The organism is Priestia sp. 53B2, assembly GCF_056099005.1.
Genome location: NZ_JBLZXA010000011.1, coordinates 15,561 through 40,808, shown reverse-complemented (window position 1 = coordinate 40,808; position 25,248 = coordinate 15,561). Strand labels below are relative to the sequence as shown.

Sequence of the window (25,248 nt, the reverse complement as noted above, 5' to 3'; positions counted from 1 at the left end):
CAATCACCACTTTATATAAATTCAGTATTCACACTGAAACCATCATACCATAACTGGTAAATAGACGTGTATATTCTAGATAAAATAGGAATATAATGACACGATTCTCTAGTGGATATCCTACTTATCCACCATATATACGAAAACCTTTTACCAAACCTAATTTTTGCCCATTAAAAAATCAGTGGAGAATATCTCCACTGATTTTTATTGTCTTATGCTTTTGGCTCTTCATCGTCTGTCTTTGTTTGGATGTTTACTTTAACATCTTCATCTGTTACGTGACTAGAACGATCTGGAAGAGTTCCATGATCTACTAAGTGGTTGATTTGCTCAGCGTCTAACGTTTCTACTTCTAACAATGTTTGAGCTACAAGCTCTAACTTGTCACGGTTTTCCGTTAAGATCTGCTTCGCACGCTCATAGCTTTCTTTAATGAAACGTTGGATTTCATTATCAATTTCATGAGCAATCGCATCACTGTAGTTTTGTTCACTGTGTAAATCACGACCTAAGAATACTTGGCCTTGTTGTGATTGACCGAATTGCATTGGTCCTAACTTTTCACTCATACCGTATTCTGTTACCATTTTACGAGCGATGCTTGTTGCACGCTGGAAGTCATTGTGAGCACCTGTACTCACTTCGCCGAAAATAATTTCCTCAGCTACGCGACCACCAAGCAATCCAACAATTTTATCCAGCAGCTCTGGCTTCGTCATAAAGTAGCGATCTTCTTTTGGTAACATAACAGCATATCCACCAGCTTGCCCACGTGGAACAATGGTTACTTTATGTACCATATCAGCTTCGTCTAATACGACACCGATAATTGTATGTCCTGCTTCATGATAAGCAACAATATTGCGTTCTTTTTTAGAAATAACTCGACTTTTCTTAGCTGGACCTGCAATTACGCGGTCTGTTGCTTCGTCAATGTCAACCATTTCAATTTTCTTTTTGTCCTGTCTAGCAGCTACTAAGGCAGCTTCGTTTAACAAGTTTTCAAGATCTGCACCTGAGAAACCTGGCGTACGCATAGCAATTGCTTTTAAGTTTACTGATTCATCTAAAGGCTTATTGCGAGCATGTACTTTAAGCACTGCTTCACGGCCATTTACATCTGGACGATCTACCGTAATTTGACGGTCGAAGCGGCCTGGACGTAATAACGCTGGATCTAAGATATCCGGGCGGTTTGTTGCTGCAATGATAATGATACCTTCGTTAGCACCAAAACCATCCATCTCAACAAGCAATTGGTTCAATGTTTGTTCACGCTCATCGTGTCCGCCACCAAGACCTGCACCACGTTGACGACCTACAGCATCGATTTCATCAATAAAGATAATACATGGAGCATTCTTCTTCGCATTTTCGAATAAATCACGAACACGAGAAGCACCGACCCCAACAAACATTTCAACAAAGTCTGAACCACTGATAGAGAAGAAAGGAACGCCTGCTTCACCAGCAACAGCTCTTGCTAATAATGTTTTACCAGTACCAGGAGGTCCCACAAGTAAGACACCCTTCGGAATTCTTGCACCTAGCTCTGCGAATTTACGAGGATCTTTTAAGAACTCAACAACTTCCACAAGTTCTTGCTTTTCTTCGTCTGCACCAGCTACGTCTTTAAATTTAACCTTTTTCTTTTCTTCACTGTAAAGCTTAGCCTTACTTTTACCGAAGTTCATAACGCGGCTTCCGCCACCTTGAGCTTGGTTCAGTAAGAAGAAGAATAGGATGAAAATAATAACAAACGGAATGATTGACGTAAAGAACGTTACCCAGCCGCTTGTTTCATCAGCAGGTTTAAAATCAACTTCTACTTGATTATTTTCTGAAGCAGCGTCAATACGATCAAGTGCTTTGTCACCATCTACGATGTAAGTTTGGAACGTTTGATCCTTTTTATAAGAATCCAACTTCCCTTGCACAACATACACGCCTCTTTCAGGCTTCATAGAGAGTGATTTCACATCACCTTTGTCTAAGTGTTGAACAAATGTATCGTATCTCATTGGTTCTGCTTTTTGATTAGAGCCACTAAAGAAGCTTACCACGCCAATAATGACTAAAAATATAAGTAAATAAAAGATGGTATTACGGAAGATCCGATTCATTTCTTACCTCCTCCCACGATAAACAAATACTGTATTCAATACTAACATAGAACATTTATCCTATCCAATAAATTGCACTTGGATATGTGCTTATTAATTGCTGTATACTTGCGGTTTAAGAACCCCAATATACGGCAGGTTACGATATTTTTCTTGATAATCCAATCCATACCCTACTACGAATGCATCAGGTACTTCAAATCCAACGTAATCTGCTTTAATAGATGCTTTACGACCTGTTGGTTTGTCTAAGAGTGTGACAATCTTAATTGACTTAGCTTTACGGTACTTGAATAACTCTACAAGATAGCTAAGCGTTAAGCCGCTGTCGATAATATCCTCTAAGATAAGAATGTCTCGACCTTCAACTGATGTATCTAAATCTTTTAGGATTTTTACTTCACCAGAAGAAACCATCGCATTGCCATAACTTGATACATCCATAAAATCCATTTCTAAATATGTATCAACACGCTTAATTAGATCAGACATAAAAGGCATAGCGCCTTTTAATACACCGATTACCAAAGGAAAACGGTCAGCGTATTCCTCAGATAATAGCTTACCCAATTCTTTTACTTTCTGTTGTATTTCTTCTTCTGAAATCAAAATTTCTTGAATATCCTGCTTCATTCCTTACTTGCCTCCTAGAAGTTTTCGCTACTTATAGTATAAAATAACATATCTGGACTTATGTGTATGCAGTTCATAAGCAGATTTTTTCAAACCAGGTAGCCACAAAATAGTTCCTTGGCTATCTTCCACTACCGGCCAATGATCTCTGAATTGCAAAGGGATTTTTTCATCGATAAAAATATCCTTTACTTTTTTATGTCCCTTCATGCCCTTTACTCGCATTTTATCGCCATTTTTTCGTGTCCTTACCTTTAATGATTGTAAATCGTGAGCTTCATCTAAAAGAAAAACATCGTTTCCTTTTATATCTTCGACTTTATTATGTATTTCACAAATAAGCTGGTGACCATTTGGAAGCTCGACGACCCCTGGAATCGGAACAATAAATTCATATGGCTCGATGTTCCCCTCATTAAAGGTGAAAAGACAGTCGTTGTAAGATCGGATAATGCGCAAACCATTTGGAAAGTCAAGCGTACCAGACGGTTTTTTACTTTCACAAAATCCTACTAACATGTCAACATGCGCTGAGGAAAGGGTTGGAGGAATTTCTTTATAGAGATAGTTTAATATTAGTTGAATACCACGCCTTTGTAAAGGCTTGCGTATCCTTAGAAAACAATCTCTATCAATGAGAATTTCATTTTGCAATTTCTTTCTCATTACTTTATTCATCACATCGGTCGTTAATTCCTCTAAGTATGCTTGATCTTCATGCAAGTTCTCGCTAAATTGTTGAAATTTTTCATGTACAGCGGCGTTTTCTTGCTTTAAAAATGGCAAAACGTAATGACGAAACCGATTTCTCGTGTACGAATCTTTCTCATTACTCGGGTCAATCCGAGGGGTAAGCCCATGTAGCTTACAGTAGCGATTGATTTCTTCTTTCGTTACGGCTAGGAACGGCCTAATAATAAATCCATCCCCATATGGCCGCTTGGGCTGCATCCCTGCGTATCCATTCATCGTACTGCCTCGAACCATTCGCATTAACATCGTTTCAATCTGATCATCTCCGTGATGTCCTAATGCAAGAAGATTTGCTTTGTGCTTCTTCATAACATGAGTAAAAAATGTATAGCGGCATTCTCTGGCTGCTACTTGAGAAGATAACTTTCTTTCCTTCTGATAGGCAGTAACATCAATCTGCTTCGCCTCACATTTAATATTCAATTGTTTGCAGTAGTTCTGCACATATTCCATATCCTGCTGTGACTCTTTGCCCCGGAACATATGATCAACATGAGCAGCAATAATCGTGAGAGATTTTTGCTCTTTCAGACTCCATAAGAAATGCAGCAGTGCTAAAGAATCAGGACCACCAGAAATACCTACAACCACCGTAGAGCCTGCGGATAATAACTGATGTTTTGTCATAAAATTGTTCACTTGCTTTTCCATAGGAATGACTCATCCTTATAATGTACACGCAATAATGTATCATTAATTTACTTTATACGAATGACTATAAGGAAAGTTTCACAATTTCTCCAAACTTTATAGCACTTGAATAAATAGATACAAAATATAAATCAACATTACAGACGTACAAAGTAGTAGCGTCTCTAAAACGTGAGAACGCTTCTTCTTTACTTTAACACGAGGGGCAGACGGTTGACGAACGTTTTGAGGCTTTGTTCCTTTACTTTTTGCCCCTCTTCTTTTTTCGACCGATAACACCTCTGTTTTCATTTCTTTAGCTGACTTATACTTTCCCGTAACCGCTTGATACAAAACGTCCCCGAAAGGTTCCAACTGCTTTGTTGTTAATATAAATTGTTTTAATTGTTCAGCCGGTTTGTCTGTTTTATTAATTCGCTTGCCATAAGCTGCGTGAATCAAAACCATAGATACAGCAAACAAATCATAGGTTGGTTCTGCTTTTCGGGAGCCAAGCCCCCAGTGCGCTCGATCATAAAAGTCGGTAAATTCTTTTATTGACCGCCCTTGCAGAGTTGTTCCTCCGACGTCAATCCACCGAACTTTTACAGGGTTAGATGTTACGACCAGGTTTTCTGGTTTTAAATCACCAAATACCCACCCTTCTTCATGAAGGTTTTCTAAGTCTGTTAAGAGCTGACTTGCAAATACTTGCAGCCATTCTGTCCCTCTTGTGGAGATAAAGGAAAGGAGAGGCTGCCCTTTCACATACTCCATTACATAGAAAGAAAGAGCGTGAGAACCATAGCTCCAATCATCTACATCAAGTAAGCGCGGTCCTAGCACTTTGTCTTTGACTTGAGAGAGCTTTTTTAATACATTCACTTCTGCTGTAACGGACATGTTGGAAAAGCTTATTTTTAACGCCGCTAGCGTTCCGTTTACTAATTGAACTAAATAGACAACTCCAGTTGCCCCCACGCCTAATTTCTCAAGAATTTTATAATGGACGTGATGCCATTTTCCTTGAATTTCTGTTCCCGGAGATAGGTTACATACCTGATTCTTCAATGTATTGTTCATTATTTTTTAACAACCCTCTCAATGAGCGCTTTTTGGTGAAATAATGAGTAGCCTCTTTGATAGCCGGTCCAGTAGGCGTAATACCTCCTGCTGTTAGTTTCGGAAAAATCGTTGAAAGCGACTCTAATCTTGGATTCCAGTCCATTAGCTTCTCTACATCTTTCTTTTTCCCAGGAAATAAAAAGATTGAAAATTGATTATGCCCCATGCGAGCATTCAAGCTTAACGATAAATCTAACAGCGACTCCTTTACAGTAGGAAGCTTATTTTTCATACTTCCGCTCATGTCAACTAAAATAAGAATCTCTAAGTCAACCGTTTCCCCAAGTTCATCAACAACTTCCATGATTTCTCCTCGCTTCTCAGGAGATAACTCTTCTAATCTTGAATTAGACGAACCTAGAATTTGCTGAAGTTCTTTATTTACAACGCCTTGAAGTGTTTGCGTCATTGCCTGCCTTGTAACCATTTGAACAGTTTGAGACAGCTGTTTTACGTAAACAATTTGACTCACGCCACCGCCTGACATGGCAATGCCTTCTATTTCATTCGTGCTTTGCTCATCAATTGTATCCTCTTCCATCACACCAATAACGTTTACACTAATCCCTTGTTCTTTAGCTAGCGCTGCCATTGCTACCGGATCTTCACCTGTATTCGAACCACCGTCCGTAATGACCAACATCTGTTTCAATGTACCTTTTTTCATAAAAAAATCCCCTCCTCATTATCAGTATTAACATGATAGACGAGGAGAAGATAAAATATACTTCTATCTAACTATTGTGCTTTTTTACGATAAGCGTAAGAAGGGATCGATGACCATTTCGGGGTATTGTGCTGAAGTTTTGCCACAACTACCGTCATATCATCTTCAATTAAACCTGATTTTGTTCGAATAACTTCTTCCATAATTAAGTCTGCAATTTCTTGTGGATCGTTTGTTTGAAGCTCGCCAATTTTTCGCTTCATCCACATTTCGTAGTTCTCAACGTGTTTCGGTCCTTCAAATACGCCGTCACTCATCATAATTAATAAGTCTTCCGCCTTCATTTGTTCATTCACAACATCCACTTCAAATTCTTCAATAATGCCCATTGGCAAATTGCTTGCCTGTATTTTAATAACCTTATCTCCACGTTTGATGAAGCTTGGCGTAGAACCGATTTTCAAGAAGTTTACATTGGCATCTTGTAAGTCGATCATCGCTAAATCTAACGTAGAAAAGATCTCATCGTTTGTACGAAGCGATAAAATAGAGTTAATCGATTTAATTGCAATTGTCTCTTCTATTCCTGTTTGTAAAATTTGTTTTAACAGCTGAAGCGTTTCGCTGCTTTCATAGTGGGCACGCTCTCCATTCCCCATACCATCGCTAATAGCTAGTGCATACTTACCGGCGTTTAGCTCAATCATGGAGTAGCTGTCACCGGATACAAACCCTCCGCCTTTAGCAGCATGTGCTACGCCTGTATCAACAACGTACGCTTTTGTACAGCCGAATGAAACGTGGCAATAGCCTTGAGGATATTTAGCACATTCTTCGTTCTTTACTACAATACTTTCACCTAAAATATCTGTAAGCATTGGCGCAATAATCTTCTCGCATTCTCCTCTTCCGTGACAATATGGCACCCACATTTCAATATCTACATTTCCGGGTTCTAAGCTATAAATTTCAATTTGATTAATTTCCATCCCAAAGTTACGAAGAGCTTCTAAAATCTGTTCTTCTTGTACATTTAAATTTTCGCGCTCTCGCTTAATTTCTTTTGCAAAATTCCCCATGACTTCAGAAACACCGTGAAGCTGTTCTGCTACAATCCTTCTACTTTCTTGAATTTGGGCTTTTAAGTGCTGATTGGCTTTAAAATACGTAAGTTCATGCTCAATCACATCGATGACTTTTTTCGATTTCACACAATGTTTGTCCATTTCTCGAATTAGTCTTGGATTTTGTTCAAGAGTGCCATTATCAACTTCAAGCATAATTTCCTTCATATATTCATAGGTTGTATCAAACTGCTGTGCCCAACATTGTTCTTTTTTAAAACAAAATTGGCACGTCCTTTCGGTAACGCTGCTTAAGAAATAATCAACTTCTTTATCCGCGCTTGGCTTTTCATCATAAAACCCATTTTGCGTAAAGCTTTTGGAAAGTGCTTGAAAAACATTTGAGAACTGCTCTACGCGATTCGCTGTTACATCTCGGATCTTACGTACGTACTGCTGTTGTTCAAGCATATTTTCAGATGTCCCTGGTACTAATTTACTTAAGTTTTTCAAAACAAAAGATGGGGTTAATAAAAATAGAACAACGGCCGTCAGTGATTCATACAAATTAGTTGTCAATCCTTGATCTGCCTGAGCATATAGGCCAATTAGCAATGAACCAACAACCAGCCCAAGAGCTGCCCCTAGCTTTTTACCGTCTTTTAAAAGTCCTCCAAGCAAGCCGGAAAAAGCGAGTAAACTCATTTCGTACAAACTAGAAACATTCGCGAAACTTAAAATTAAACCGGTTACAACCCCTACCGTAGCTCCTATGGTGGGACCAGATACAAACGCAAAAACTAATACTAAGTAACGAGATAATATATGTTCAGCCGAAAGCCCGTAAATCATCCACCCTATTGTCCCCGTCATAACAGATGCCAACAAAATAATTAGAGAAATCACTTCTTCTGTTTTTAATGATTGTTTTCGCTTTCGGTATGAAATTAAAGGCACGCTTTGTAAGAAAATCATGGTTAAGATAAAGCTCAACCCTGCTTCTACTGCCACAAATGTAAAATCATACATGGTGAATTCCTTGGTAAACACATAAAAAATAGTTAGTTTTGTAAGTAACATCGCGCTAAATACAGTGAACGGCAGCTTCTTTAACGGATCCATTGTCAGTATGCCGCTAAATCGATGAATTAGTAAGAAAACAAATAGTGTAGCAAATACGGTACCTCCATTTTGAATGGAAACACTAAATGCCCCTGCCAATACGGCTAAACTTGCTAGTGGTGCTTTTTCTTTCTTTATAGCCATTACAGCTGCAAAGAATGGCAAAGCAAATGGCATGATTTTCATTAAAATTAACGCTCGTCCTAATAAAAAACCTACGACTAGCAGCAACAATCCCCATTGAAATAACACCTTTTCCGTTTTCATACCCGCCTTTGTAAACACACGGGACATTTCTAATCTAGTTCGGTTAAATACCGCCTCTGTTGTTGGACTTGCAAAATCTCTTTCCGTCTTTTGCATTCTCCCACCACCCGCTAATTATACTTATTCGTTATTATATCGCGGCGAAAGGTGAAATTTTGTCAAACGGACTAGTAAAATACCTATAATCGTTCGACTATTTTCTAGTATTATATTGAAAACTATACAAAAAGATGTACAATCTTACATGGCAATTTAAAAAATATCAGAGATACTGTTTGCCTCAGAGAAAGCCTATGCTCATCATTCTTTTTTAAAAGCAAATAAAAGTCTATAAAAATAACAAAAAAGTTATTGACAATAACCCTACTTTTTTATATTATTATAAATGTCTTTTAGAGAACGTATAATGGCGGTGTAGCTCAGCTGGCTAGAGCGTACGGTTCATACCCGTGAGGTCGGGGGTTCGATCCCCTCCGCCGCTACTCGAATAACGGCCCGTTGGTCAAGCGGTTAAGACACCGCCCTTTCACGGCGGTAACACGGGTTCGAATCCCGTACGGGTCATCAAAAAGCATGTACAACAGTACATGCTTTTTTTCTACTCTTTTATATATATAAAAAAAGCACCTTTTAGATAAAAGGTACTTTCCAAAAACTCGCTATCTATTTGATATAAGCAGCAAGTTAACCGCGTTTTGCACCGCGTCCACCGCGTTTTGATTCGGTATGGCGTTTTAGGGAAGATAAACGTTCTTCACTGTCTTTTAAGAAACGATTCATTTTTTGTTCGAATGTTTCTTTTGTACGGAAATCATTACCGCCACCACGATTGTTATTACGTTGTGGGCGTGAATCACGTGGACGGTCTGAGCGTGGCGCTCTTGCAGGACGATCTGGTCTTTCTGGACGTTCTGGTTTGTCTACCGCTTTCTTAATTGAAAGACCAATTTTACCATCTTTCTCAACGTTAATTACTTTGACTTCAACTTCGTCGCCCACTTTTAAATGGTCGTTAATGTCCTTTACGTAATTATCAGCTACTTCACTGATATGAACCAAGCCTGTTGAACCTCCTGGTAACTCAACAAAAGCTCCAAAGTTCGTAATACCTGTTACCTTTCCCTGTAACTTGCTGCCTACTTCGATTGACATAAAAAAAATGCTCCTCCTTAAATGATAAAAGAAATCAATTTATTATATTATACAAAAAGCAAAAATACACTGTCAACGAACCATACGTTTAGTCTTTTTTTACATTAAAGATAATTTCCCCGTCTTCTGATAAAAAATAATCTCTGCGGGCAATCTTTTTAATATAATCATCGTCATTTAACTTAACGATTTCACCTTTTAACTGTTTTTGCTTGCTTTGTAATTTTGTCAGCTGTTGTTCTAATTTCACCTTCTCAGCTTTTTTGTTCTCAATAGCTGAGGTTTGCGTAATTAAAGCTGATACCATCAATCCACCAATGATTAAGGCCAACACTCCGAAAACAGTCAAACGCCTAATTAAACCGATACGCTTTCGATCTGTATTTTGTTTAATTTGCTCTTGTTTATGGCTATAATCAGTATTTAACTTCGCGACCTTTTTTTTTCGTACCGCACTCATTGAATTAGTCGTCCCCCTTGTTTTTTAAAGTGTTCACCCATGCAACGATTCTCATTATCATATTCTTTGCACGATTGTAAATTCCTTCTATATACCGAAAACCCATATGTAAAAATCGTTTTACAGGTTTAGGCATCATTCTCCAAAATACGAAAAGAACCCACCTGGCCGGTACGTAAATAAGCTTTAGACAGAATACGAACAGCTTATGAACAGCTCGGTAAATCCCTAAAGCGACTACAACTAAAATATGAATAAAGAAGCGGATAGGCTTGACCAAAAAAATATTACTAAGCGTTAAAACACCTCGATATAAACTTAATACGCTCGAGACAGTAAATGTTAATACTTTTAAATACAGTGATTGAAATAAGCTTTGATACGCGGCAAAGCCGCAAAACAAAGCAAGAAACGCATACAAACGCAGTTCTCCTTCATTCACTAAAAACAACACATAAAAAATGAGAAGAGCTTGCACCATCCAAAACAATACGTCATTCACAAATACAAACCATGGGCGTGATTTAGAGCGATTAACAAAGTAACGATAAGTATCGAGAGAAGCACCTAAACCGCTTCCCATCGATACCATCGCAAGCATTGTATAGAGCTGAATGTTTAAACTCATCGAAACAACTTACTAAAGAATCCTTTAGCCTTCTCCGATTGGTTCTCATCTAAGTAAACTATATCAAAGATTTTTCCTTTTATCGATACAATTCCTTGATCAACGTCTAAATTTTTCATTTGCAGATTTTGCCCTCTAACTGACAAGAAACCCATCACTGTTTCAAGTAAAAATTCCTCATTGTCAAAGCTCTCTACCTGCTTCACACCCGTGATATCTAAGAGACGCCGACCCTTCATCACTAAATCATGATTTGGAGTATGGTCTTTGTTTGAATTGCTTGTTTCGTAAAATTGGCTCATATCTTCATCCCCACCTCATTCATTAAGAGCATTCGCTCTTGTTATCTGTTGTTTAAAACATATGAATGAGAAAGGTGATTTAGAACAAGCCTTCATCAGTTATACTTCAGATGAAATACGCTCTTCTTTGACAATTGAGTACAAATTAGCTGCTTCTTCTTTTTTAGCTGCTTCTTGAAGAGCCTCTATTTTAACGGTAATTTTCTTCGTGCCAAATGTGATCGCTAATTCATCTCCTACTTTCACATTTGTGCTTGCTTTTGCAACGATACCATTAATGGTAATACGGCCCTTGTCTGATACTTCTTTTGCTAATGTACGGCGCTTAATTAAACGTGATACTTTTAAAAATTTATCTAACCTCATAATTCCCTCACCTTTCTGTTTTACAAACCTGTTTTTTTGGCTTCTTCCCAAAATTCATCTAACTCTTCTAACGAAAAAGATTCAAATGGTTTTTCAGAAGCTTTCACTTTTTCTTCAATATATTGAAATCGATTTAAAAATTTTGTATTCGTTTTAGCTAATGCAGCTTCAGAGTCGATTTTATAGAATCTTGCAATATTCACTAAAGCAAATAAAATATCTCCAAATTCATCGCTCATTTTTTCTTTATCAGCATGCTGTACTTCCTCTTGGAATTCAGCAAGTTCTTCCTGTACTTTTTCCCACATAGGTTCAACTTCTGACCAATCGAAACCAACTTTTGCAGCTTGTTTTTGGTATCCATGCGCTTTCATTAAAGAAGGCATAGCCCCAGGTACAGAAGCTAACAGAGAAGAAGGTTCCTCTCCTTTTTCTTCTTTTTTGATTTCATCCCAATTTTTTAAGACCTCGTCTGCATCATTTACGCTTACTTCACCAAATACATGCGGATGGCGCCTTACCATTTTCTCTGCAACACTGCGAATGACATCATCAATGGAAAACATTCCTTCATCTTCACCGATTTGTGCATGAAGCAATACCTGCAGCAATACATCACCAAGCTCTTCAATCATATTATCGTCATCTTGACGGTCAATTGCATCTAATAACTCATAAGACTCTTCTAACAAATAGCGCTTGAGCGATTCATGCGTTTGTTTTTGATCCCAAGGACATCCGTTTGGTCCTCTGAGCGTGGCAATAATCCTTCTGAATGCGTCAAATTGATGGTATAAAATTGTTTCATCTGCTACTGGAGGAACATAAATAGTCGTTAAGTTATTGAGCGACATTTCTCTATCCAATTCATACAGCTTGACCGGCTGGATTTTTTCTTCACTGCTTCCCGCTGCTGTTACAATGTAAACGAGGTAATCATCAGGAACGTGTTCCATCAGCGTTAGCTTTACCTCTGAGGCAACGAACTGATCGTATACTTGAGCAATTAGAACATGACCGGTTAACTCTATTTCGCTTCGCTTTAAATCTGTTCCGTCTAGCAGCTGAAACCCTTCGATAGGATCGATCTTTAGCGCACCAAAAATTGGGTCTAAGAAGCTTTGTCCTCCTTTAATTTCAACAGGAATGCCTCGTTCTTTTCCTTTTTGTAAAAGTAATTGAACCGTACGTTCTGCCACTAAAGGGTGCCCCGGAACGGCATACACCACTTCTTCTATTGAAGCTTTATCGATTAAATCATTTGATATATGTTCATATACCTCTTCAAATGCATCATAAGATTCGTATACGTCATCATAGGATACATACGTCAAGCCTTCACTTTCTAATTCTTTGATTACAGGATGTTCTTTTGTGCGCATATAAATATGCTTTTCCTGCTGTAGCAAGCGATAAATGCCTACAGGTAGCTGTTCTAAATCGCCTGCTCCTAAACCAATAACTGTTACTTTACCTGTCATTGCTTCACCTTCTTATTTATTTTTTAATACGTATTTAGCTAAAACACTTCCCATTGGAAGTAAACGTAATTCCTCTTCGGTAAAAATATGTTGTTTCATAATGATAAACAAATAAAACAAACCGCCTATTAAAACACCCGCTCCTGTTTCAACCACTTGTTTGCTTGTATCTAAACCATTAGACCATACAAAGTGATGTAAACAAAATAAATAGCTTTGCAAAAGAACGACCATTGCTATGCCCGTTATAAAAATACCTCCACTCGCCTTTTTCGGAACAAGAGGTACAGCTACCTTTTTATACAGACAAAATAGATTGATTGCTGCAACGATAGCGAAGCCAGTTGAGGAAGCAATGGCTGCTCCTATGGTTTGAAAATCTGGTATTAGCCAAAGATTCAATATCAGTTTGACTGCCATGCCAGCGATGACGGCTATTACAGGCGCGAAAACAGCGCCCATCCCCTGCAGCACAGCTCCAGCAGTTGCTGCTACTGTTGTAAATATAACTAACAAGCTCAAAATTTGTAAAACGTCCGTTCCGTGGGAGTCACCGTATAAAAGCATATTAATGGGTTCCATCAGCGCAATCAAGCCAAAAGCTGCTCCAACTCCGACTACAAGCGATAGACGGAGAGACAGCTGAACTTTTCCAACCACAAATGACAGTTTCTTTTTCGCAATGGCTGAAGAAATAACAGGTACAAGCGAAAGCGAAAAAGCTGTACCTACTACTGTACCTAATTGAATTAACGGAAGACCGCGGTCGTAAATACCTTTTAAAATTTGTGCTGCTTCTTCAGCCATGCCGTGCGCCGTTAGACTAGAATATAAAGTAAAGGAGTCAATAAGCTGGATAAACAGCAGACCCATACCGCTAATACAAATTAATAAGCCTTGAATAACAAGGATTTTAAATATTCTCTTGATGTCTGCTTTTTTTATGCGTTGAAATACTCCCTTAGAATTTATCTTTGTTCTAAAAACAAATAAAAATAAAATAATAAGGGATGTTATACCGCCTGTTATAGAACCAAAAATAGCTCCCGCCCCTGCAGTATATAAATCATAACCATGTTGGATCAAGAGAATAGACAGATACAAAATAGTCCCTACCCGTACAACTTGTTCTGCAATTTGAGACAGCGCTGTAGGAAACATATTATGTAATCCTTGATAATAACCACGAATAACAGCAATAAACGGAATAAGTAAAAAGGAAAATGAAATAATTTGAATGAGAATCGTTAACTTACGATCTCCCATCCACTCGGCAATCGTTTCTGCGAAAATATATTCGAACGCAAATATCGTGCAGCCTACTACAAACAAAAAAGCAAACGAAACTTGAAGTATTCCCCGTATTTCCTTTCTCCGATTTGTTACCGCATACTCAGCTACTAACTTTGAAATAATTACAGGGAAACCATATGTACCTAGCTGTAGCGCAATTCCATATAGCGGATAAACTTGCTGATAGATATAAAACCCTATATCTCCCGCGATATGGTGATATGGAATACGATAAGTGGCACTTAAGATTTTCGTAAATAAACCTGCGAGCGTTAAAATAACGGCGCCGTTAAAAATAGAATAGAGCTTTGATTGTTTCTGCATTCCTACACCTTTCACCTGCAGCTTGTAATGATATGAACAACTCTTTTTATTAGCCGCTAACCACAATAGAATAGAGCTTTGTTCTTATAAAACATCCTGCACTTTCCAATAAATAAAATACCGTACCATTATATCATGTTCTCTTTATTTCTAAGGTAAGACAGCATGAAAAAAGGCAGCAGAAACTGCTACCTTTTCAGTAAATAATGTAAAATAAAGATAATTACGCTTACTGCTCCATTTGACGAGATAAGAAGCTAGCTGCTGTTTCGGCTGCTTTATGCTCTACTTCACCAAGAGACTTATCTTTTGAGAAAATGACAACAGCTCCAATCGGATCTCCATTTGCAATAATCGGACCGATTGTGTAAGAAGAAATATTTTCTTCGTATCCATCGACAAATTCAAGGTTTTTCCCATCAGTTACTAAAGAAGAACTGCGGCTTTCCATAACAGATTCCACTAACGAACTAATGTTTTTATTTAAGTATTCTTTTTTAGAACTTCCTGCTACCGCAATAAATACATCGCGGTCACAAATAAGTACAGGATGACCTAAGCTATCGTATAGCGCTTCGCCATACTCTTTTGCAAAGTCTCCCAATTCACTAATTGGCGAATATTTCTTTAAAATAACTTCTCCATCGCGATCGACGAAAATCTCTAGCGGATCTCCCTCTCGGATGCGAAGCGTTCTTCTAATTTCTTTTGGAATCACAACGCGACCCAAATCATCAATACGACGAACAATACCTGTTGCTTTCATTCATTGAAGCCTCTCTTTCATATGATGATTAAAATAGTTGGTGAATATCACTGATGGCTATATGATAAAAGGTTCACCTTTGTTGAGGTTAGTATTCTTCACTCTACAACTTCTATTCACCAACCATCTCTTTTTTTGTTAAAAAGTGTGCTTTTATTAAAAAAATGTCCAAAAAACCGCCAAAACATGGGGATTTAGATATTTTTATTTTGACTATACAAAAGAGGCTGGGACATAACTAAACCTATCTCGCCTAAAGACGAATAAATAGAGAAATGAGGCGAACCGCTTGAGACACCGCTGCTGATTTCCGTGCAAGACTTCGCTTTCCGCGGGCGGCCGGTGATCACCATATCAATAAAAAAATCCGAACGAGTTGGATTCTTTATCAAGAACCTCAATTCATCGTTCGGATTTTCCTTTAACTAAAATACTTTTGTCTTGCCTGTTTTAATTCGTAACTTGTTCTTTTTTAACAGTGGCTACTCCTTTTACTAACTGATACACAATATTGAGCCATTCTTTTTGAGCAAGTCCTTTTACATTAACCACTAATTTTACTTTCTTGCCTTCCATACCTAAGCTGACCATTCTGCCAAATTGATCACCTAGCATGAATAATTTTTGGCCGTCTACTGTTGAGCTCGCTTCTTCAGACAGCAGAATAGAAATTTCTTGTTTTGACTGAAGAATAGATTCTACTAAGTTCTGCGTTGCATATACTTTTGTTTCAGCTACTTTAAACAAATACTCAACCTCAGCCGGATACTCTCCAAAACGATCAATCATTTCATCCTGCAATTCTTGAATATCTTCTAGTGCTTCAATTCCTCTAAAGCGCTTATACATCTCAATTTTCAAGCGGCCGTCTGTAATGTACTGATCAGGAATATAAGCGTCTAAGTCCAGATTCATTTCCACATTAAATTTCACACTTTCTCCGTCAGACCCGCGTCTTTCCTCTATCGCTTCTTTAAGCATTTGTGAGTAGAGATCGAAACCGACAGAATCGATAAATCCATGTTGCTGAGCACCCAGTAAGTTTCCGGCACCACGTATTGAAAGATCACGCATAGCAATTTTAAAACCAGAACCTAATTCGGTGAATTCTTTAATAGCTTGCAGACGCTTTTCAGCTACTTCTGTCAGTACTTTGTCTTTGTGATACGTAAAGTACGCATATGCCACGCGATTTGAACGACCTACACGCCCTCTTAATTGATACAGTTGTGATAATCCCATCTTATCAGCATTATTGACAATAAGCGTATTTACATTGGGAATATCTACTCCTGTTTCGATAATGGTTGTACTCACAATCACATCATATTCGCCTTCTAAAAAGCTTAAGATAACCGCTTCGAGTTCGGTTTCATTCATTTTTCCGTGGGCATACGTTACCCTAGCATCAGGCACGAGCATCGAAATTTCTTCTGCTTTTCGTTCAATATCTTCTACGCGATTATATAAAAAGTAAACTTGGCCATCACGCGCTAACTCACGCTCAATCGCTTCACGAACTAAAACCGGATTATACTCCACTACATATGTTTGAACCGGAAAACGATTTTCAGGCGGCGTTTCAATAACAGACAAATCCCTTACGCCCAACATAGACATATGTAATGTTCGTGGAATAGGTGTTGCTGTAAGTGTAAGGACATCAACATTTGCTTTCATTTGCTTGATTTTTTCCTTGTGCGTTACACCAAAACGCTGCTCTTCATCGATAACTAACAACCCTAAATCTTTATAAATCACGTCTTTAGATAGTAAACGATGTGTACCAATCACTACATCTACGGTCCCGTTTTTTAACCCTTTAATTGTTTCTTGCTGCTGTTTACGGCTGCGAAAGCGGCTCAATAGCCCAATGTTGATTGGATAGTCTTGAAAACGCTCACGGATGGTTTCATAGTGCTGCTGAGCTAAAATAGTGGTTGGCACTAAAATAGCCACTTGTTTTCCATCTGTCACAGCTTTAAATGCAGCACGAATGGCTACTTCTGTTTTTCCATATCCAACGTCTCCACATAGCAGACGATCCATTGGTCTTTCATGTTCCATATCCTTTTTAATTTCTTGTACAGAACGAAGCTGATCTTCGGTTTCTTGATAAGGGAAAGCTGTTTCAAATTCTCTCTGTAAATCGCCATCCGGGGAAAATGCATAACCTTTACTTGCTTCACGCTCTGCATACAGTTTAATTAAGTCATCAGCGATGTCTTGAACAGAAGACTCAACTTTTCGTTTCACTTTCTTCCAGTCATTTCCGCCAAGTTTATATACTTTTGGCTCTTTCCCTTCAGAGCCTACATATTTTTGTACTTGATCAATCTGTTCAACAGGAACGTACAGCTTGTCAGAGCCTTCATATTTGATATGGATATAATCTTTATGATTACCGTTAATCTCCAACGTTTCCATTCCTAAATAACGGCCAATACCGTGGTTCACGTGAACGACATAGTCACCTACGTTTAACTCTGAATAGCTTTTAATACGCTCTGCATTGGAAAGCTTTTGACGACGCTTTGATTTCTTTACCCGTTTTTTAAACAATTCTTCCTCGGTTAAAACAGCTAATTTTTGCATCGGCAGTTCAAAGCCCATTTGTAAATCGCCTTCAATAATTTGAACAAGACCTGGCACAAGCTGACCATTTCCATCTAAAATAGATGAATCAATATCATAATCTGCTAGCACACCTTCAAGCTTTTTCACGCGCTCTTTATCTGCTCCTAAGAGGACTACCGTATAATTAGCATTTTTCCAACGTTCAATTTCACTTTTTAATAAGTTCATTTGGCCGTAAAACTGCTGCATCTGCTTACATGAAATATTAATAATATTTTGCGGACTCGTATACGATACGTGCTTCAAAAATAACGATAAGTATAAAAACTGGTGTTTTGCTCGCTGAATAAGAGATGGGAGCTTATGAGATAATTGAACGTCTCGAACAATTTGCCCCTGTCCTAATAATTCGGTTATCCATTCAGCTTCCTCTGTTTCAAGCTGATCAGACGTTTCTTGAATTCGAGTGGTCTCATCAAAGATGACAAGGCCGCCTTCTGGTAAATAATCTAGTAAACTAGCAGGCGATTCGTAGAAGAATGATAAATACTTGAACATATTTTCAAGAAGTTGACCTTGACGCAGCTGTTCGATTTCACCTTTAATATTTTCTGTTAAGGTAGCTTTTAGCGCTGCGTTTTTCACTTGTTGCAGTGTCGAAGCCAGCTGTGCTTCTAGTTCTTCAATTCCTTGGGCCACTTCATTTTGGTTCACAATGATTTCCGTAGCAGGGCCGATTGAAATTTCTTTTAACTGCTCTTGAGAGCGTTGATCCTCGATTGTAAAAGTACGAATGGAATCAATCTCCGTATCAAATAGTTCAATTCGGACAGGTAGCTCTTCTGTTAACGGATAAATGTCAATGATTCCTCCGCGCACACTAAACTCACCCGGAGCTGAAACCATCGATGCCCGCTCATAGCCCAACTCAACTAACCTTTTTAAATAATGATCAACGTCGATGTCAATTCCCATTTGAAACGGCAGCTGTGTTTGCTCCCATCTTGCTTTAGGAGGCAGCAGCTTTCGAATTCCTGCAAGCGGTGTTACAACTACTCCACATGTATGTTGACTCCAATAATTGAGTACTTCAATTCGCTGAGCCTTTAATTCTGGACTTGCAATCCCCACTTCTGTAGCAACTAAATCGTTAACAGGGTATAAGAAAACGTCTTTTTCCGGTAAAAGATGCAAAAGGTCTTCATACACTTTTTGAGCTTGATATAAATTATGAGTCACTACTAATAAGGGGTATTTTTTATCCTCATTTAAGAGTGCCATTAATACAGATCGAGCTGAACCGGAAATTCCCGTTACTAACTGTTCTTTCAAACCTTCTTCTAAACTGCTGACAACAGCTCCAATTTCTTTATTTTCTTCAAATTGCTGTCTAATCCCTCGCAAAGGAATTCCCTCCTCCCATGATATGTCTAAACTAAACAGAAAAACGCTTTGGTTTGAGACCAAAGCTTTTTATTGTATAAATGTTTCGTACTGATGATAGTCTGGATTTCGTTCTAGCGCTTCTTGACAGTCTTCACAAATAATTTTAACCACGATATCTCCACTATTATGATAGTGAATAAAGTCTTTTCGTTCATCTGCGGTCAGGTGATTAAAACCCAGTGCTTCTGTATTGTGAGCTGTCTTTTCTATCATACCGACTTTTGCGCCACAATGTCTACAGAAATAATGAATAGACATACAAATCCTCCCAAATCTTTTAGTGTTAGTATGGACGATTGAGAGAAATTTTATTCTACTTAATTATAGCGATTCATTACTTCTAAGAACGGTTTACCTAAAAAATCTTCACTCGCGTGTACAGACGTTTTCATCGCTTCTTCCATATGAACCATTTCATCTTCTGTAAAGCGCCCTAGTACGTAATCAACTACTTTCATACCGTTTTGCGGACGATCAATTCCAATACGAATTCGGTTAAACTCTTGGGTTTTTAAATGTTGAATAATTGATTTTATTCCGTTATGGCCGCCTGGACTTCCTTTTGTACGCAATCTTACTTTTCCGCACGGTAAATCTAAGTCATCGTAAATAACAAGCAAGTCTTCGACGTCTATATCAAAATAGTCCATTAACGGGCGAATACTTTCTCCTGATAAATTCATATATGTTAGCGGCTTTAATAATATGACTTTTTCTCCTTTTATTATACCTGTTCCATATATTCCGTTAAACTTTGTTTTATCTAATGAAATCATAAACTGTTCAGCAATTTTATCAATTGCCATAAATCCTATGTTATGACGAGTACGGTCATATTCTTTTCCAGGATTTCCTAAACCAACGATTAATTTCAAAATAGATACTCCTTTCCACTCTATGTAAGTTGTACATAATAGGTAAATGTCTTTAATGTTTTACATTACTATATAGTATCACTTTTATTATAATCAATTCACACAAAAAGACGTAACCTTTTGGTTACGTCTTTTTATATTATTCTTCGTTATCTTTTTCTTTTGTTGCTTCAACATCGCCTGCAGCATCCTGAACTTCGCCGCTGTCCGGCTCTTCTTCCTGTTGAGGAGGTAGCACAGAAGCAACTGTATCTTCTGCATCATGCGTAATTTCTAGCTTTTTATCTACCTTAATATCCGCTACTGTGATTGTATCATTAATTCCTAAATCTGATACATCTATATCAATAGATGATGGGATATCTTGCGGCAAGCCTTTTAATGAAATTTCATATAGAGACTGCTGTAATACGCCGCCTTCTTTTGTTCCTTTTGCTTCTCCTACTAGAGATAAAGAAACTTCAGTATCAATTTCTTTCTTCATGTCGACCACTTGGAAATCGGCGTGGACAATTTCGTTTTTTATTGGATCAGTTTGAATGTCATGTAACATTACGGAATATTTTTGCTTATCCACTTGTAATGTTAACACTCCATTGCGTCCTGCTTCACGAATAGTCTTAATAAAATCAGCACTGTTTAAGTAAATAGGTGTGGATTCTGTTTTATTTCCGTAAACAACCGCTGGGAAGTTTCCTTCGTCGCGAATCTTTCTATTTGTAGAATTTTTTAAATCCGTTCTTTTATTTGCTTGAATTGAAATACTCATTTTATTCACCTTCCAGTATGTTTTCTACTTAAAATGTACCCTTTTTAGAAGGTTGCTAAACATGAAACCCAGTTTGAACAGTAATATATCTTTGTTCATTCCGTCCAAAGCGCTTTAAAATCAAGGGTTAGCACACTTGACTTTTTTTCAAAAAAACCTCTTTCCATTTGGAAAGAGGTTCTGTTTATCAATCAAATAATGTACTAACTGATTGCTCTTCGTGAACACGAATAATCGCTTCACCGATTAACGGAGCTACTGAAAGTTCTGTTACTTTATCAATTTTCTTATCTTCTGTTAAAGCAATAGAGTTTGTTACAGCTAACTCTTTGATTGTAGAGTTTTGAATACGCTCAATCGCAGGGCCTGAAAGCACTGGGTGTGTACAACAAGCATATACTTCTTTTGCACCTGCTTCAATTAATGCACTTGCACCAATTGTAATTGTACCAGCTGTATCAATCATGTCATCAATCAAGATTGCTGTTTTTCCTTCCACTTGTCCAACAATGTTCATAACTTCTGCTACGTTTGGACGTGGGCGACGTTTGTCAATGATAGCGATCGGCGCTTTTAGACGTTCCGCTAAACGGCGAGCACGCGTTACGCCACCGTGGTCCGGAGATACAACAACAACGTCATCAAGGTTTTTACTCTTGAAGTATTCACCTAAAATTGGAACACCTACTAAATGGTCAATTGGAATATCGAAGAAACCTTGAATTTGAGGAGCATGTAAATCTAATGTGATAATACGAGTAGCTCCCGCTTTTTCAATGATATTTGCTGCTAATTTGGCAGTGATTGGTTCACGTGCACGAGCTTTACGATCCTGACGAGCATAGCCATAGTAAGGCATAACGATGTTAATTGTTTTAGCTGATGCACGTTTTAATGCATCAATCATAATTAATAATTCCATTAAGTGTTCGTTAACTGGAGCACTTGTTGATTGAATGATAAATACATCACAACCACGGATACTTTCTTCAATGTTAATTTGAATTTCACCGTCACTGAAACGATCAACCGAACATTTACCTAATTCCACACCAATTACTTTTGCGATCTCTTCAGCTAAAGCCTTGTTTGAATTTAGCGTAAATAACTTTAAATTTTCATCAGCATATACATTTGACATTTTATTGTGAAACCTCCGTCAGGATTTTTTATTAATATCAAGCTTTTCAGCATAGTTTTCTTTATTTACTTGTTTCGCACGAGCAATTGATAATGCTTTTCCTGGCACATCATCCGTTACGGTTGAACCAGCTGCAACATAGGCGCCTTCACCAATTGTTACAGGTGCAATTAAGTTTGAGTTACATCCTACGAATGCCCCATCTTCAATCTTTGTTAAAAATTTATTTTTCCCATCGTAGTTAACTGTAATAGATCCGCACCCTAAGTTTACACCTTTTCCGACCTCTGCGTCTCCAATATAACTCAAATGAGAAGCTTTGCTACCTTTGCCAAAAGATGCTTTTTTAATTTCTACAAAGTTTCCTACGCGCACTTCATCTCCAATTAATGATTGAGGACGAATATGTGCAAATGGGCCAATTGTGACTTCGTGACCAATTTCACTATCGTGAGCAACAGAATGGCGAATAGAAGTATTATTACCTATTTTGCAGTCTTTAATTTCACTGTTAGGTCCTACTTCACAATTCTCCCCAATTACAACTGTTCCTTGAATAACCGTACCAGGATAAATAACCGTATCTCTGCCAATGACAGCATCTGCTGAAATGTACGTGTTAGAAGGATCTACAATCGTCACTCCATTTAACATATGCTGCTTGTTGATACGCTTTTTCATTGTTTCTTCTGCTTGAGACAGAGCAAATCGATCATTAACGCCCAATGTTTCAGCAAAATCGGATGTTTGATATGCAGAAATAATTTGACCTTCATTTTTTAGAATTTCGATAACATCAGGTAAATAATACTCTCCCTGTACATTATCATTTGAAACTTTTGAAAGTGTCTCAAATAATTTCTCATTATCAAAACAATACGTACCAGTATTAATTTCCTGTACAAGACGCTCTTGTTCCGTGGCATCTTTATGCTCAACAATCTTTTCAACAGACCCTTGTTCATTTCGAATGATGCGTCCATATCCTGTTGGATCTTCTGCATGAGCTGTTAAAATAGTTGCCATTGCATTTGTTGCTTCATGATGCTTTAATAAAGATTCAATTGTTTCAGCTGTAATAAGCGGAGTATCTCCACATACAACAATTGTCGTACCTTTTTCATGTGCAAGTAAAGATTCTGCTTGCATTACTGCATGAGCTGTTCCTAACTGCTCTTCTTGTAAAGCAAATAAGCTTTTATCTCCAACATGTGATTTCACTTTTTCGGCACCGTGACCTACAACTGTAATTAAATTTGTTAAATCCAAACGTGATAACTGATCAATTACGTGTTGCACCATCGGTTTGCCACACACAGGGTGTAACACTTTATATAAAGATGACTTCATACGTGTACCCTGACCAGCTGCCAATATGACTGCATATCTTTTTGACATAACAGGCCTCCAATTTTACCTTTTTATCCATTAAGAATATTATATCAAAAATGACAGCATTTCAAGGAATCATTTATAAGTCATGAATTTTATTTTTTGGTAATGTTAAAGTTTTACAAAGGTGTGAAATTATATAAGTGGTAATCAAAAAGAAAAGAGCCTACTTTTCAGTAGACTCTTAATGTATCATATGTTTACGAAGCACCCGCTTCTTCGAATTCAACTTCTACCTCACCTAAACGATGATATTCTGCTAGAACAGCATCTTGAATCTTTCCGCGAGTATTTGAATTGATTGGATGTGCAATATCACGGAACTCACCATCCGGTGTACGTTTACTTGGCATGGCTACAAATAAGCCATTATTACCATCAATCACACGAATATCATGAACAACAAATTCACCATCTAATGTGATTGAAGCAATCGCTCTCATACGTCCTTCAGTGTTCACGCGGCGTAATCTTACGTCAGTTACTTCCATCTTGTTCACCACCTTTTTCTATGCGAAGCTTTACATACTTAATTCCACAGAATTTTGTGTTTTCCTGCTATTCAGAAAAAAAATTTAGAAAATTTTCGCAAAAAAAGTGAACAATTGGAAGTTACTTGCTTTTTGTTAGAAATTTGTTAATTTAATTCCCCTTTAACGAGCGCAATAACTTCAATTTCAACAAGTACATCTTTAGGTAGTCTCGCTACTTCTACACATGAACGTGCCGGCTTATGGTCGCCAAAGTAGTCGCCATAGACTTCATTTAACGCTGCGAAGTCGTTCATATCTTTAATGAACACGGTTGCCTTTACAACTGTATTTAGAGAAGCTCCAGCTTCTTCAAGAACTGCTTTTAGATTTTCAAATACTTGCGTAGCTTGTACTTGAACATCTCCTTCGACCAACGTACCATCTGGACGAAGTGGAATTTGACCTGAACTGTAAAACAAGTTATTCACAACAATTCCCTGTGAATATGGACCAATAGCTTGCGGTGCATTTTTTGTTTGAACCTGTAACATATGTTCCTCTCCCTTACTTGATCAAATATATTTTAAGTAATTGCCTTCTTGTACACGAATTTGTTTATCTTTGATATTTACATCTGTTAATTGTACAAGGGACACATACTCATCCACTAAACGTTCTTCAATATCTTCTGATTCTACTAAAACTCCAATGCCAGCAACAGTTGCATCGAACTCTTCAAGCAAGCTAACCATTCCATTTACAGTACCGCCAGCTTTCATGAAATCATCAATGATGAGTACATTTGACCCCACCGCTAAACTTCTTTTAGCTAACAGCATCGTTTGAATGCGCTTAGATGAACCCGACACGTAGTTAATACTAACGGTCGATCCTTCAGTTACTTTACTGTCTCTGCGCACAATAACAACGGGCACGTCTAAATACTGAGCAACCGCATACGCAATAGGAATACCTTTTGTTGCTACAGTCATCACCACATCGATTTTGCGGTTAGCAAAAAGAGATGCATACAAGCGACCGATTTTATTCACAACGCGGGGGTTCCCTAAAATATCAGTTAAATATAAATATCCACCTGGCAGTAAACGCTCAGGTTTTTCAATCAACCCACATAATTCTTGAACAAGCTGACCGGCTTCTTCATTCGTCATCTTTGGAATGAATTTAACTCCGCCGGCAGCCCCTGGTAGCGTAACCAAAGTTCCGATACCCTGCTGTTCAAAAGTTTGTTTAATAATCGCCATATCTTCGCTAATAGATGATTTTGCGGAATCATATTTATCTGCAAAATACGTAAGAGGGATAAGGCGCTGAGGGTTTTGAATGAAATAGTTGGTCATATCAATTAATCGTCCACTACGTCGAAACTTCATAACATCCTCCTGAAAATCCGAA

The 25,248-nt window shown here is 37.9% G+C and carries 23 protein-coding genes and 2 tRNA genes; 2 read left to right on the top strand and 23 right to left on the bottom strand.

Features of this window, described 5'->3' with window-relative positions; all coding sequences use genetic code 11:
- Positions 1–215: 215 nt before the first annotated feature.
- The 6 genes from ftsH to spoIIE all read right to left on the bottom strand — a co-directional run bounded on the left by ftsH (position 216) and on the right by spoIIE (position 8,483).
- Entirely contained in the window at positions 216–2,126 is a 1,911-nt protein-coding gene (gene ftsH / locus ACN6NE_RS11375) for an ATP-dependent zinc metalloprotease FtsH (RefSeq protein WP_013054885.1), read from the bottom strand.
- Positions 2,127–2,219: 93 nt separating this feature from the next.
- A complete protein-coding gene (gene hpt, locus ACN6NE_RS11370; protein WP_013054884.1) occupies positions 2,220–2,759 on the bottom strand; it encodes a hypoxanthine phosphoribosyltransferase in 540 nt (179 codons plus the stop codon).
- Between the two features lie 27 nt (positions 2,760–2,786).
- Positions 2,787–4,163: a tRNA lysidine(34) synthetase TilS gene (tilS, locus tag ACN6NE_RS11365; protein ID WP_129705659.1), complete on the bottom strand. Its 1,377-nt coding sequence runs from the start codon at positions 4,161–4,163 to the stop codon at positions 2,787–2,789.
- A gap of 96 nt (positions 4,164–4,259) precedes the next feature.
- A complete protein-coding gene (locus tag ACN6NE_RS11360) occupies positions 4,260–5,225 on the bottom strand; it encodes a protein kinase domain-containing protein (RefSeq protein ID WP_034654932.1) in 966 nt (321 codons plus the stop codon).
- Positions 5,194–5,934, bottom strand: a complete 741-nt coding sequence (locus tag ACN6NE_RS11355) for a VWA domain-containing protein (RefSeq protein WP_013054881.1) — start codon at positions 5,932–5,934, stop codon at positions 5,194–5,196. Before ACN6NE_RS11355 ends, ACN6NE_RS11360 begins: the two co-directional genes overlap by 32 nt.
- Positions 5,935–6,005: 71 nt before the next feature.
- Positions 6,006–8,483, bottom strand: a complete 2,478-nt coding sequence (spoIIE, locus tag ACN6NE_RS11350; protein ID WP_013054880.1) for a stage II sporulation protein E — start codon at positions 8,481–8,483, stop codon at positions 6,006–6,008.
- A 312-nt stretch (positions 8,484–8,795) separates the two neighbouring features.
- Between spoIIE and ACN6NE_RS11345 the strand changes: the two genes are divergently transcribed.
- Together ACN6NE_RS11345 and ACN6NE_RS11340 are read left to right on the top strand one after the other, a co-directional pair.
- Positions 8,796–8,869: transfer RNA gene (locus ACN6NE_RS11345), tRNA-Met, on the top strand.
- 10 nt (positions 8,870–8,879) lie between these two features.
- Positions 8,880–8,951, top strand: a tRNA-Glu gene (locus tag ACN6NE_RS11340).
- A gap of 120 nt (positions 8,952–9,071) precedes the next feature.
- Here the strand turns inward: ACN6NE_RS11340 and ACN6NE_RS11335 are convergent.
- The 17 genes from ACN6NE_RS11335 to purR all read right to left on the bottom strand — a co-directional run bounded on the left by ACN6NE_RS11335 (position 9,072) and on the right by purR (position 25,226).
- The gene (locus ACN6NE_RS11335; RefSeq protein ID WP_129705657.1) at positions 9,072–9,539 is read right to left on the bottom strand and encodes a S1 domain-containing RNA-binding protein; all 468 of its coding nucleotides are present in this window, start codon (positions 9,537–9,539) and stop codon (positions 9,072–9,074) included.
- A gap of 88 nt (positions 9,540–9,627) precedes the next feature.
- Positions 9,628–9,999, bottom strand: a complete 372-nt coding sequence (locus ACN6NE_RS11330; RefSeq protein WP_013054878.1) for an FtsB family cell division protein — start codon at positions 9,997–9,999, stop codon at positions 9,628–9,630.
- A gap of 4 nt (positions 10,000–10,003) precedes the next feature.
- Positions 10,004–10,627: a spore cortex biosynthesis protein YabQ gene (gene yabQ / locus ACN6NE_RS11325; RefSeq protein ID WP_129705655.1), complete on the bottom strand. Its 624-nt coding sequence runs from the start codon at positions 10,625–10,627 to the stop codon at positions 10,004–10,006.
- Complete coding sequence (gene yabP, locus ACN6NE_RS11320; RefSeq protein ID WP_013054876.1) at positions 10,624–10,929, bottom strand: sporulation protein YabP; 306 nt, start codon at positions 10,927–10,929, stop codon at positions 10,624–10,626. Before yabP ends, yabQ begins: the two co-directional genes overlap by 4 nt.
- Before the next feature lie 99 nt (positions 10,930–11,028).
- Positions 11,029–11,295, bottom strand: coding sequence for an RNA-binding S4 domain-containing protein (locus tag ACN6NE_RS11315; RefSeq protein ID WP_013054875.1), 267 nt, complete (start codon positions 11,293–11,295; stop codon positions 11,029–11,031).
- Between the two features lie 20 nt (positions 11,296–11,315).
- Positions 11,316–12,776, bottom strand: a complete 1,461-nt coding sequence (yabN, locus tag ACN6NE_RS11310) for a bifunctional methyltransferase/pyrophosphohydrolase YabN (RefSeq protein ID WP_129705651.1) — start codon at positions 12,774–12,776, stop codon at positions 11,316–11,318.
- Between the two features lie 12 nt (positions 12,777–12,788).
- On the bottom strand, positions 12,789–14,393 hold the full coding sequence (locus ACN6NE_RS11305) for a putative polysaccharide biosynthesis protein (protein WP_474325329.1): 1,605 nt from the start codon (positions 14,391–14,393) through the stop codon (positions 12,789–12,791).
- A 229-nt stretch (positions 14,394–14,622) separates the two neighbouring features.
- On the bottom strand, positions 14,623–15,159 hold the full coding sequence (gene spoVT / locus ACN6NE_RS11300) for a stage V sporulation protein T (protein ID WP_013054872.1): 537 nt from the start codon (positions 15,157–15,159) through the stop codon (positions 14,623–14,625).
- A gap of 450 nt (positions 15,160–15,609) precedes the next feature.
- Positions 15,610–19,140: a transcription-repair coupling factor gene (gene mfd / locus ACN6NE_RS11295; RefSeq protein ID WP_129705645.1), complete on the bottom strand. Its 3,531-nt coding sequence runs from the start codon at positions 19,138–19,140 to the stop codon at positions 15,610–15,612.
- A gap of 69 nt (positions 19,141–19,209) precedes the next feature.
- On the bottom strand, positions 19,210–19,440 hold the full coding sequence (locus ACN6NE_RS11290) for an anti-sigma-F factor Fin family protein (protein WP_013054869.1): 231 nt from the start codon (positions 19,438–19,440) through the stop codon (positions 19,210–19,212).
- A gap of 59 nt (positions 19,441–19,499) precedes the next feature.
- Positions 19,500–20,057 carry an aminoacyl-tRNA hydrolase gene (gene pth / locus ACN6NE_RS11285; RefSeq protein ID WP_129705643.1) on the bottom strand — a complete coding sequence of 186 codons (558 nt, stop codon included), beginning with the start codon at positions 20,055–20,057 and terminating at the stop codon, positions 19,500–19,502.
- Positions 20,058–20,196: 139 nt separating this feature from the next.
- On the bottom strand, positions 20,197–20,826 hold the full coding sequence (locus tag ACN6NE_RS11280) for a 50S ribosomal protein L25/general stress protein Ctc (RefSeq protein ID WP_129705641.1): 630 nt from the start codon (positions 20,824–20,826) through the stop codon (positions 20,197–20,199).
- 187 nt (positions 20,827–21,013) lie between these two features.
- Positions 21,014–21,967: a ribose-phosphate diphosphokinase gene (locus ACN6NE_RS11275; protein ID WP_013054866.1), complete on the bottom strand. Its 954-nt coding sequence runs from the start codon at positions 21,965–21,967 to the stop codon at positions 21,014–21,016.
- An 18-nt stretch (positions 21,968–21,985) separates the two neighbouring features.
- Complete coding sequence (glmU, locus tag ACN6NE_RS11270; protein ID WP_014462060.1) at positions 21,986–23,365, bottom strand: bifunctional UDP-N-acetylglucosamine diphosphorylase/glucosamine-1-phosphate N-acetyltransferase GlmU; 1,380 nt, start codon at positions 23,363–23,365, stop codon at positions 21,986–21,988.
- Between the two features lie 194 nt (positions 23,366–23,559).
- On the bottom strand, positions 23,560–23,850 hold the full coding sequence (spoVG, locus tag ACN6NE_RS11265; protein ID WP_013054864.1) for a septation regulator SpoVG: 291 nt from the start codon (positions 23,848–23,850) through the stop codon (positions 23,560–23,562).
- 146 nt (positions 23,851–23,996) lie between these two features.
- A complete protein-coding gene (locus tag ACN6NE_RS11260; RefSeq protein WP_474325328.1) occupies positions 23,997–24,383 on the bottom strand; it encodes a RidA family protein in 387 nt (128 codons plus the stop codon).
- A 21-nt stretch (positions 24,384–24,404) separates the two neighbouring features.
- Positions 24,405–25,226 (bottom strand): pur operon repressor, encoded by an 822-nt coding sequence (gene purR, locus ACN6NE_RS11255; RefSeq protein ID WP_013054862.1) that lies wholly within the window; start codon positions 25,224–25,226, stop codon positions 24,405–24,407.
- Between the last annotated feature and the right edge of the window lie 22 nt (positions 25,227–25,248).

Excerpts from the sequence above, each read along its gene's own strand:
- ftsH (WP_013054885.1), bottom strand. The coding sequence starts at position 2,126 with ATGAATCGGATCTTCCGTAATACCATCTTTTATTTACTTATATTTTTA.
- hpt (WP_013054884.1), bottom strand. The coding sequence starts at position 2,759 with ATGAAGCAGGATATTCAAGAAATTTTGATTTCAGAAGAAGAAATACAA.
- tilS (WP_129705659.1), bottom strand. The coding sequence starts at position 4,163 with ATGGAAAAGCAAGTGAACAATTTTATGACAAAACATCAGTTATTATCC.
- ACN6NE_RS11360 (WP_034654932.1), bottom strand. The coding sequence starts at position 5,225 with ATGAACAATACATTGAAGAATCAGGTATGTAACCTATCTCCGGGAACA.
- ACN6NE_RS11355 (WP_013054881.1), bottom strand. The coding sequence starts at position 5,934 with ATGAAAAAAGGTACATTGAAACAGATGTTGGTCATTACGGACGGTGGT.
- spoIIE (WP_013054880.1), bottom strand. The coding sequence starts at position 8,483 with ATGCAAAAGACGGAAAGAGATTTTGCAAGTCCAACAACAGAGGCGGTA.
- ACN6NE_RS11335 (WP_129705657.1), bottom strand. The coding sequence starts at position 9,539 with ATGTCAATCGAAGTAGGCAGCAAGTTACAGGGAAAGGTAACAGGTATT.
- ACN6NE_RS11330 (WP_013054878.1), bottom strand. The coding sequence starts at position 9,999 with ATGAGTGCGGTACGAAAAAAAAAGGTCGCGAAGTTAAATACTGATTAT.
- yabQ (WP_129705655.1), bottom strand. The coding sequence starts at position 10,627 with ATGAGTTTAAACATTCAGCTCTATACAATGCTTGCGATGGTATCGATG.
- yabP (WP_013054876.1), bottom strand. The coding sequence starts at position 10,929 with ATGAGCCAATTTTACGAAACAAGCAATTCAAACAAAGACCATACTCCA.
- ACN6NE_RS11315 (WP_013054875.1), bottom strand. The coding sequence starts at position 11,295 with ATGAGGTTAGATAAATTTTTAAAAGTATCACGTTTAATTAAGCGCCGT.
- yabN (WP_129705651.1), bottom strand. The coding sequence starts at position 12,776 with ATGACAGGTAAAGTAACAGTTATTGGTTTAGGAGCAGGCGATTTAGAA.
- ACN6NE_RS11305 (WP_474325329.1), bottom strand. The coding sequence starts at position 14,393 with ATGCAGAAACAATCAAAGCTCTATTCTATTTTTAACGGCGCCGTTATT.
- spoVT (WP_013054872.1), bottom strand. The coding sequence starts at position 15,159 with ATGAAAGCAACAGGTATTGTTCGTCGTATTGATGATTTGGGTCGCGTT.
- ACN6NE_RS11290 (WP_013054869.1), bottom strand. The coding sequence starts at position 19,440 with ATGTCTATTCATTATTTCTGTAGACATTGTGGCGCAAAAGTCGGTATG.
- ACN6NE_RS11280 (WP_129705641.1), bottom strand. The coding sequence starts at position 20,826 with ATGAGTATTTCAATTCAAGCAAATAAAAGAACGGATTTAAAAAATTCT.
- ACN6NE_RS11275 (WP_013054866.1), bottom strand. The coding sequence starts at position 21,967 with ATGTCAAATGTATATGCTGATGAAAATTTAAAGTTATTTACGCTAAAT.
- glmU (WP_014462060.1), bottom strand. The coding sequence starts at position 23,365 with ATGTCAAAAAGATATGCAGTCATATTGGCAGCTGGTCAGGGTACACGT.
- spoVG (WP_013054864.1), bottom strand. The coding sequence starts at position 23,850 with ATGGAAGTAACTGACGTAAGATTACGCCGCGTGAACACTGAAGGACGT.
- ACN6NE_RS11260 (WP_474325328.1), bottom strand. The coding sequence starts at position 24,383 with ATGTTACAGGTTCAAACAAAAAATGCACCGCAAGCTATTGGTCCATAT.
- purR (WP_013054862.1), bottom strand. The coding sequence starts at position 25,226 with ATGAAGTTTCGACGTAGTGGACGATTAATTGATATGACCAACTATTTC.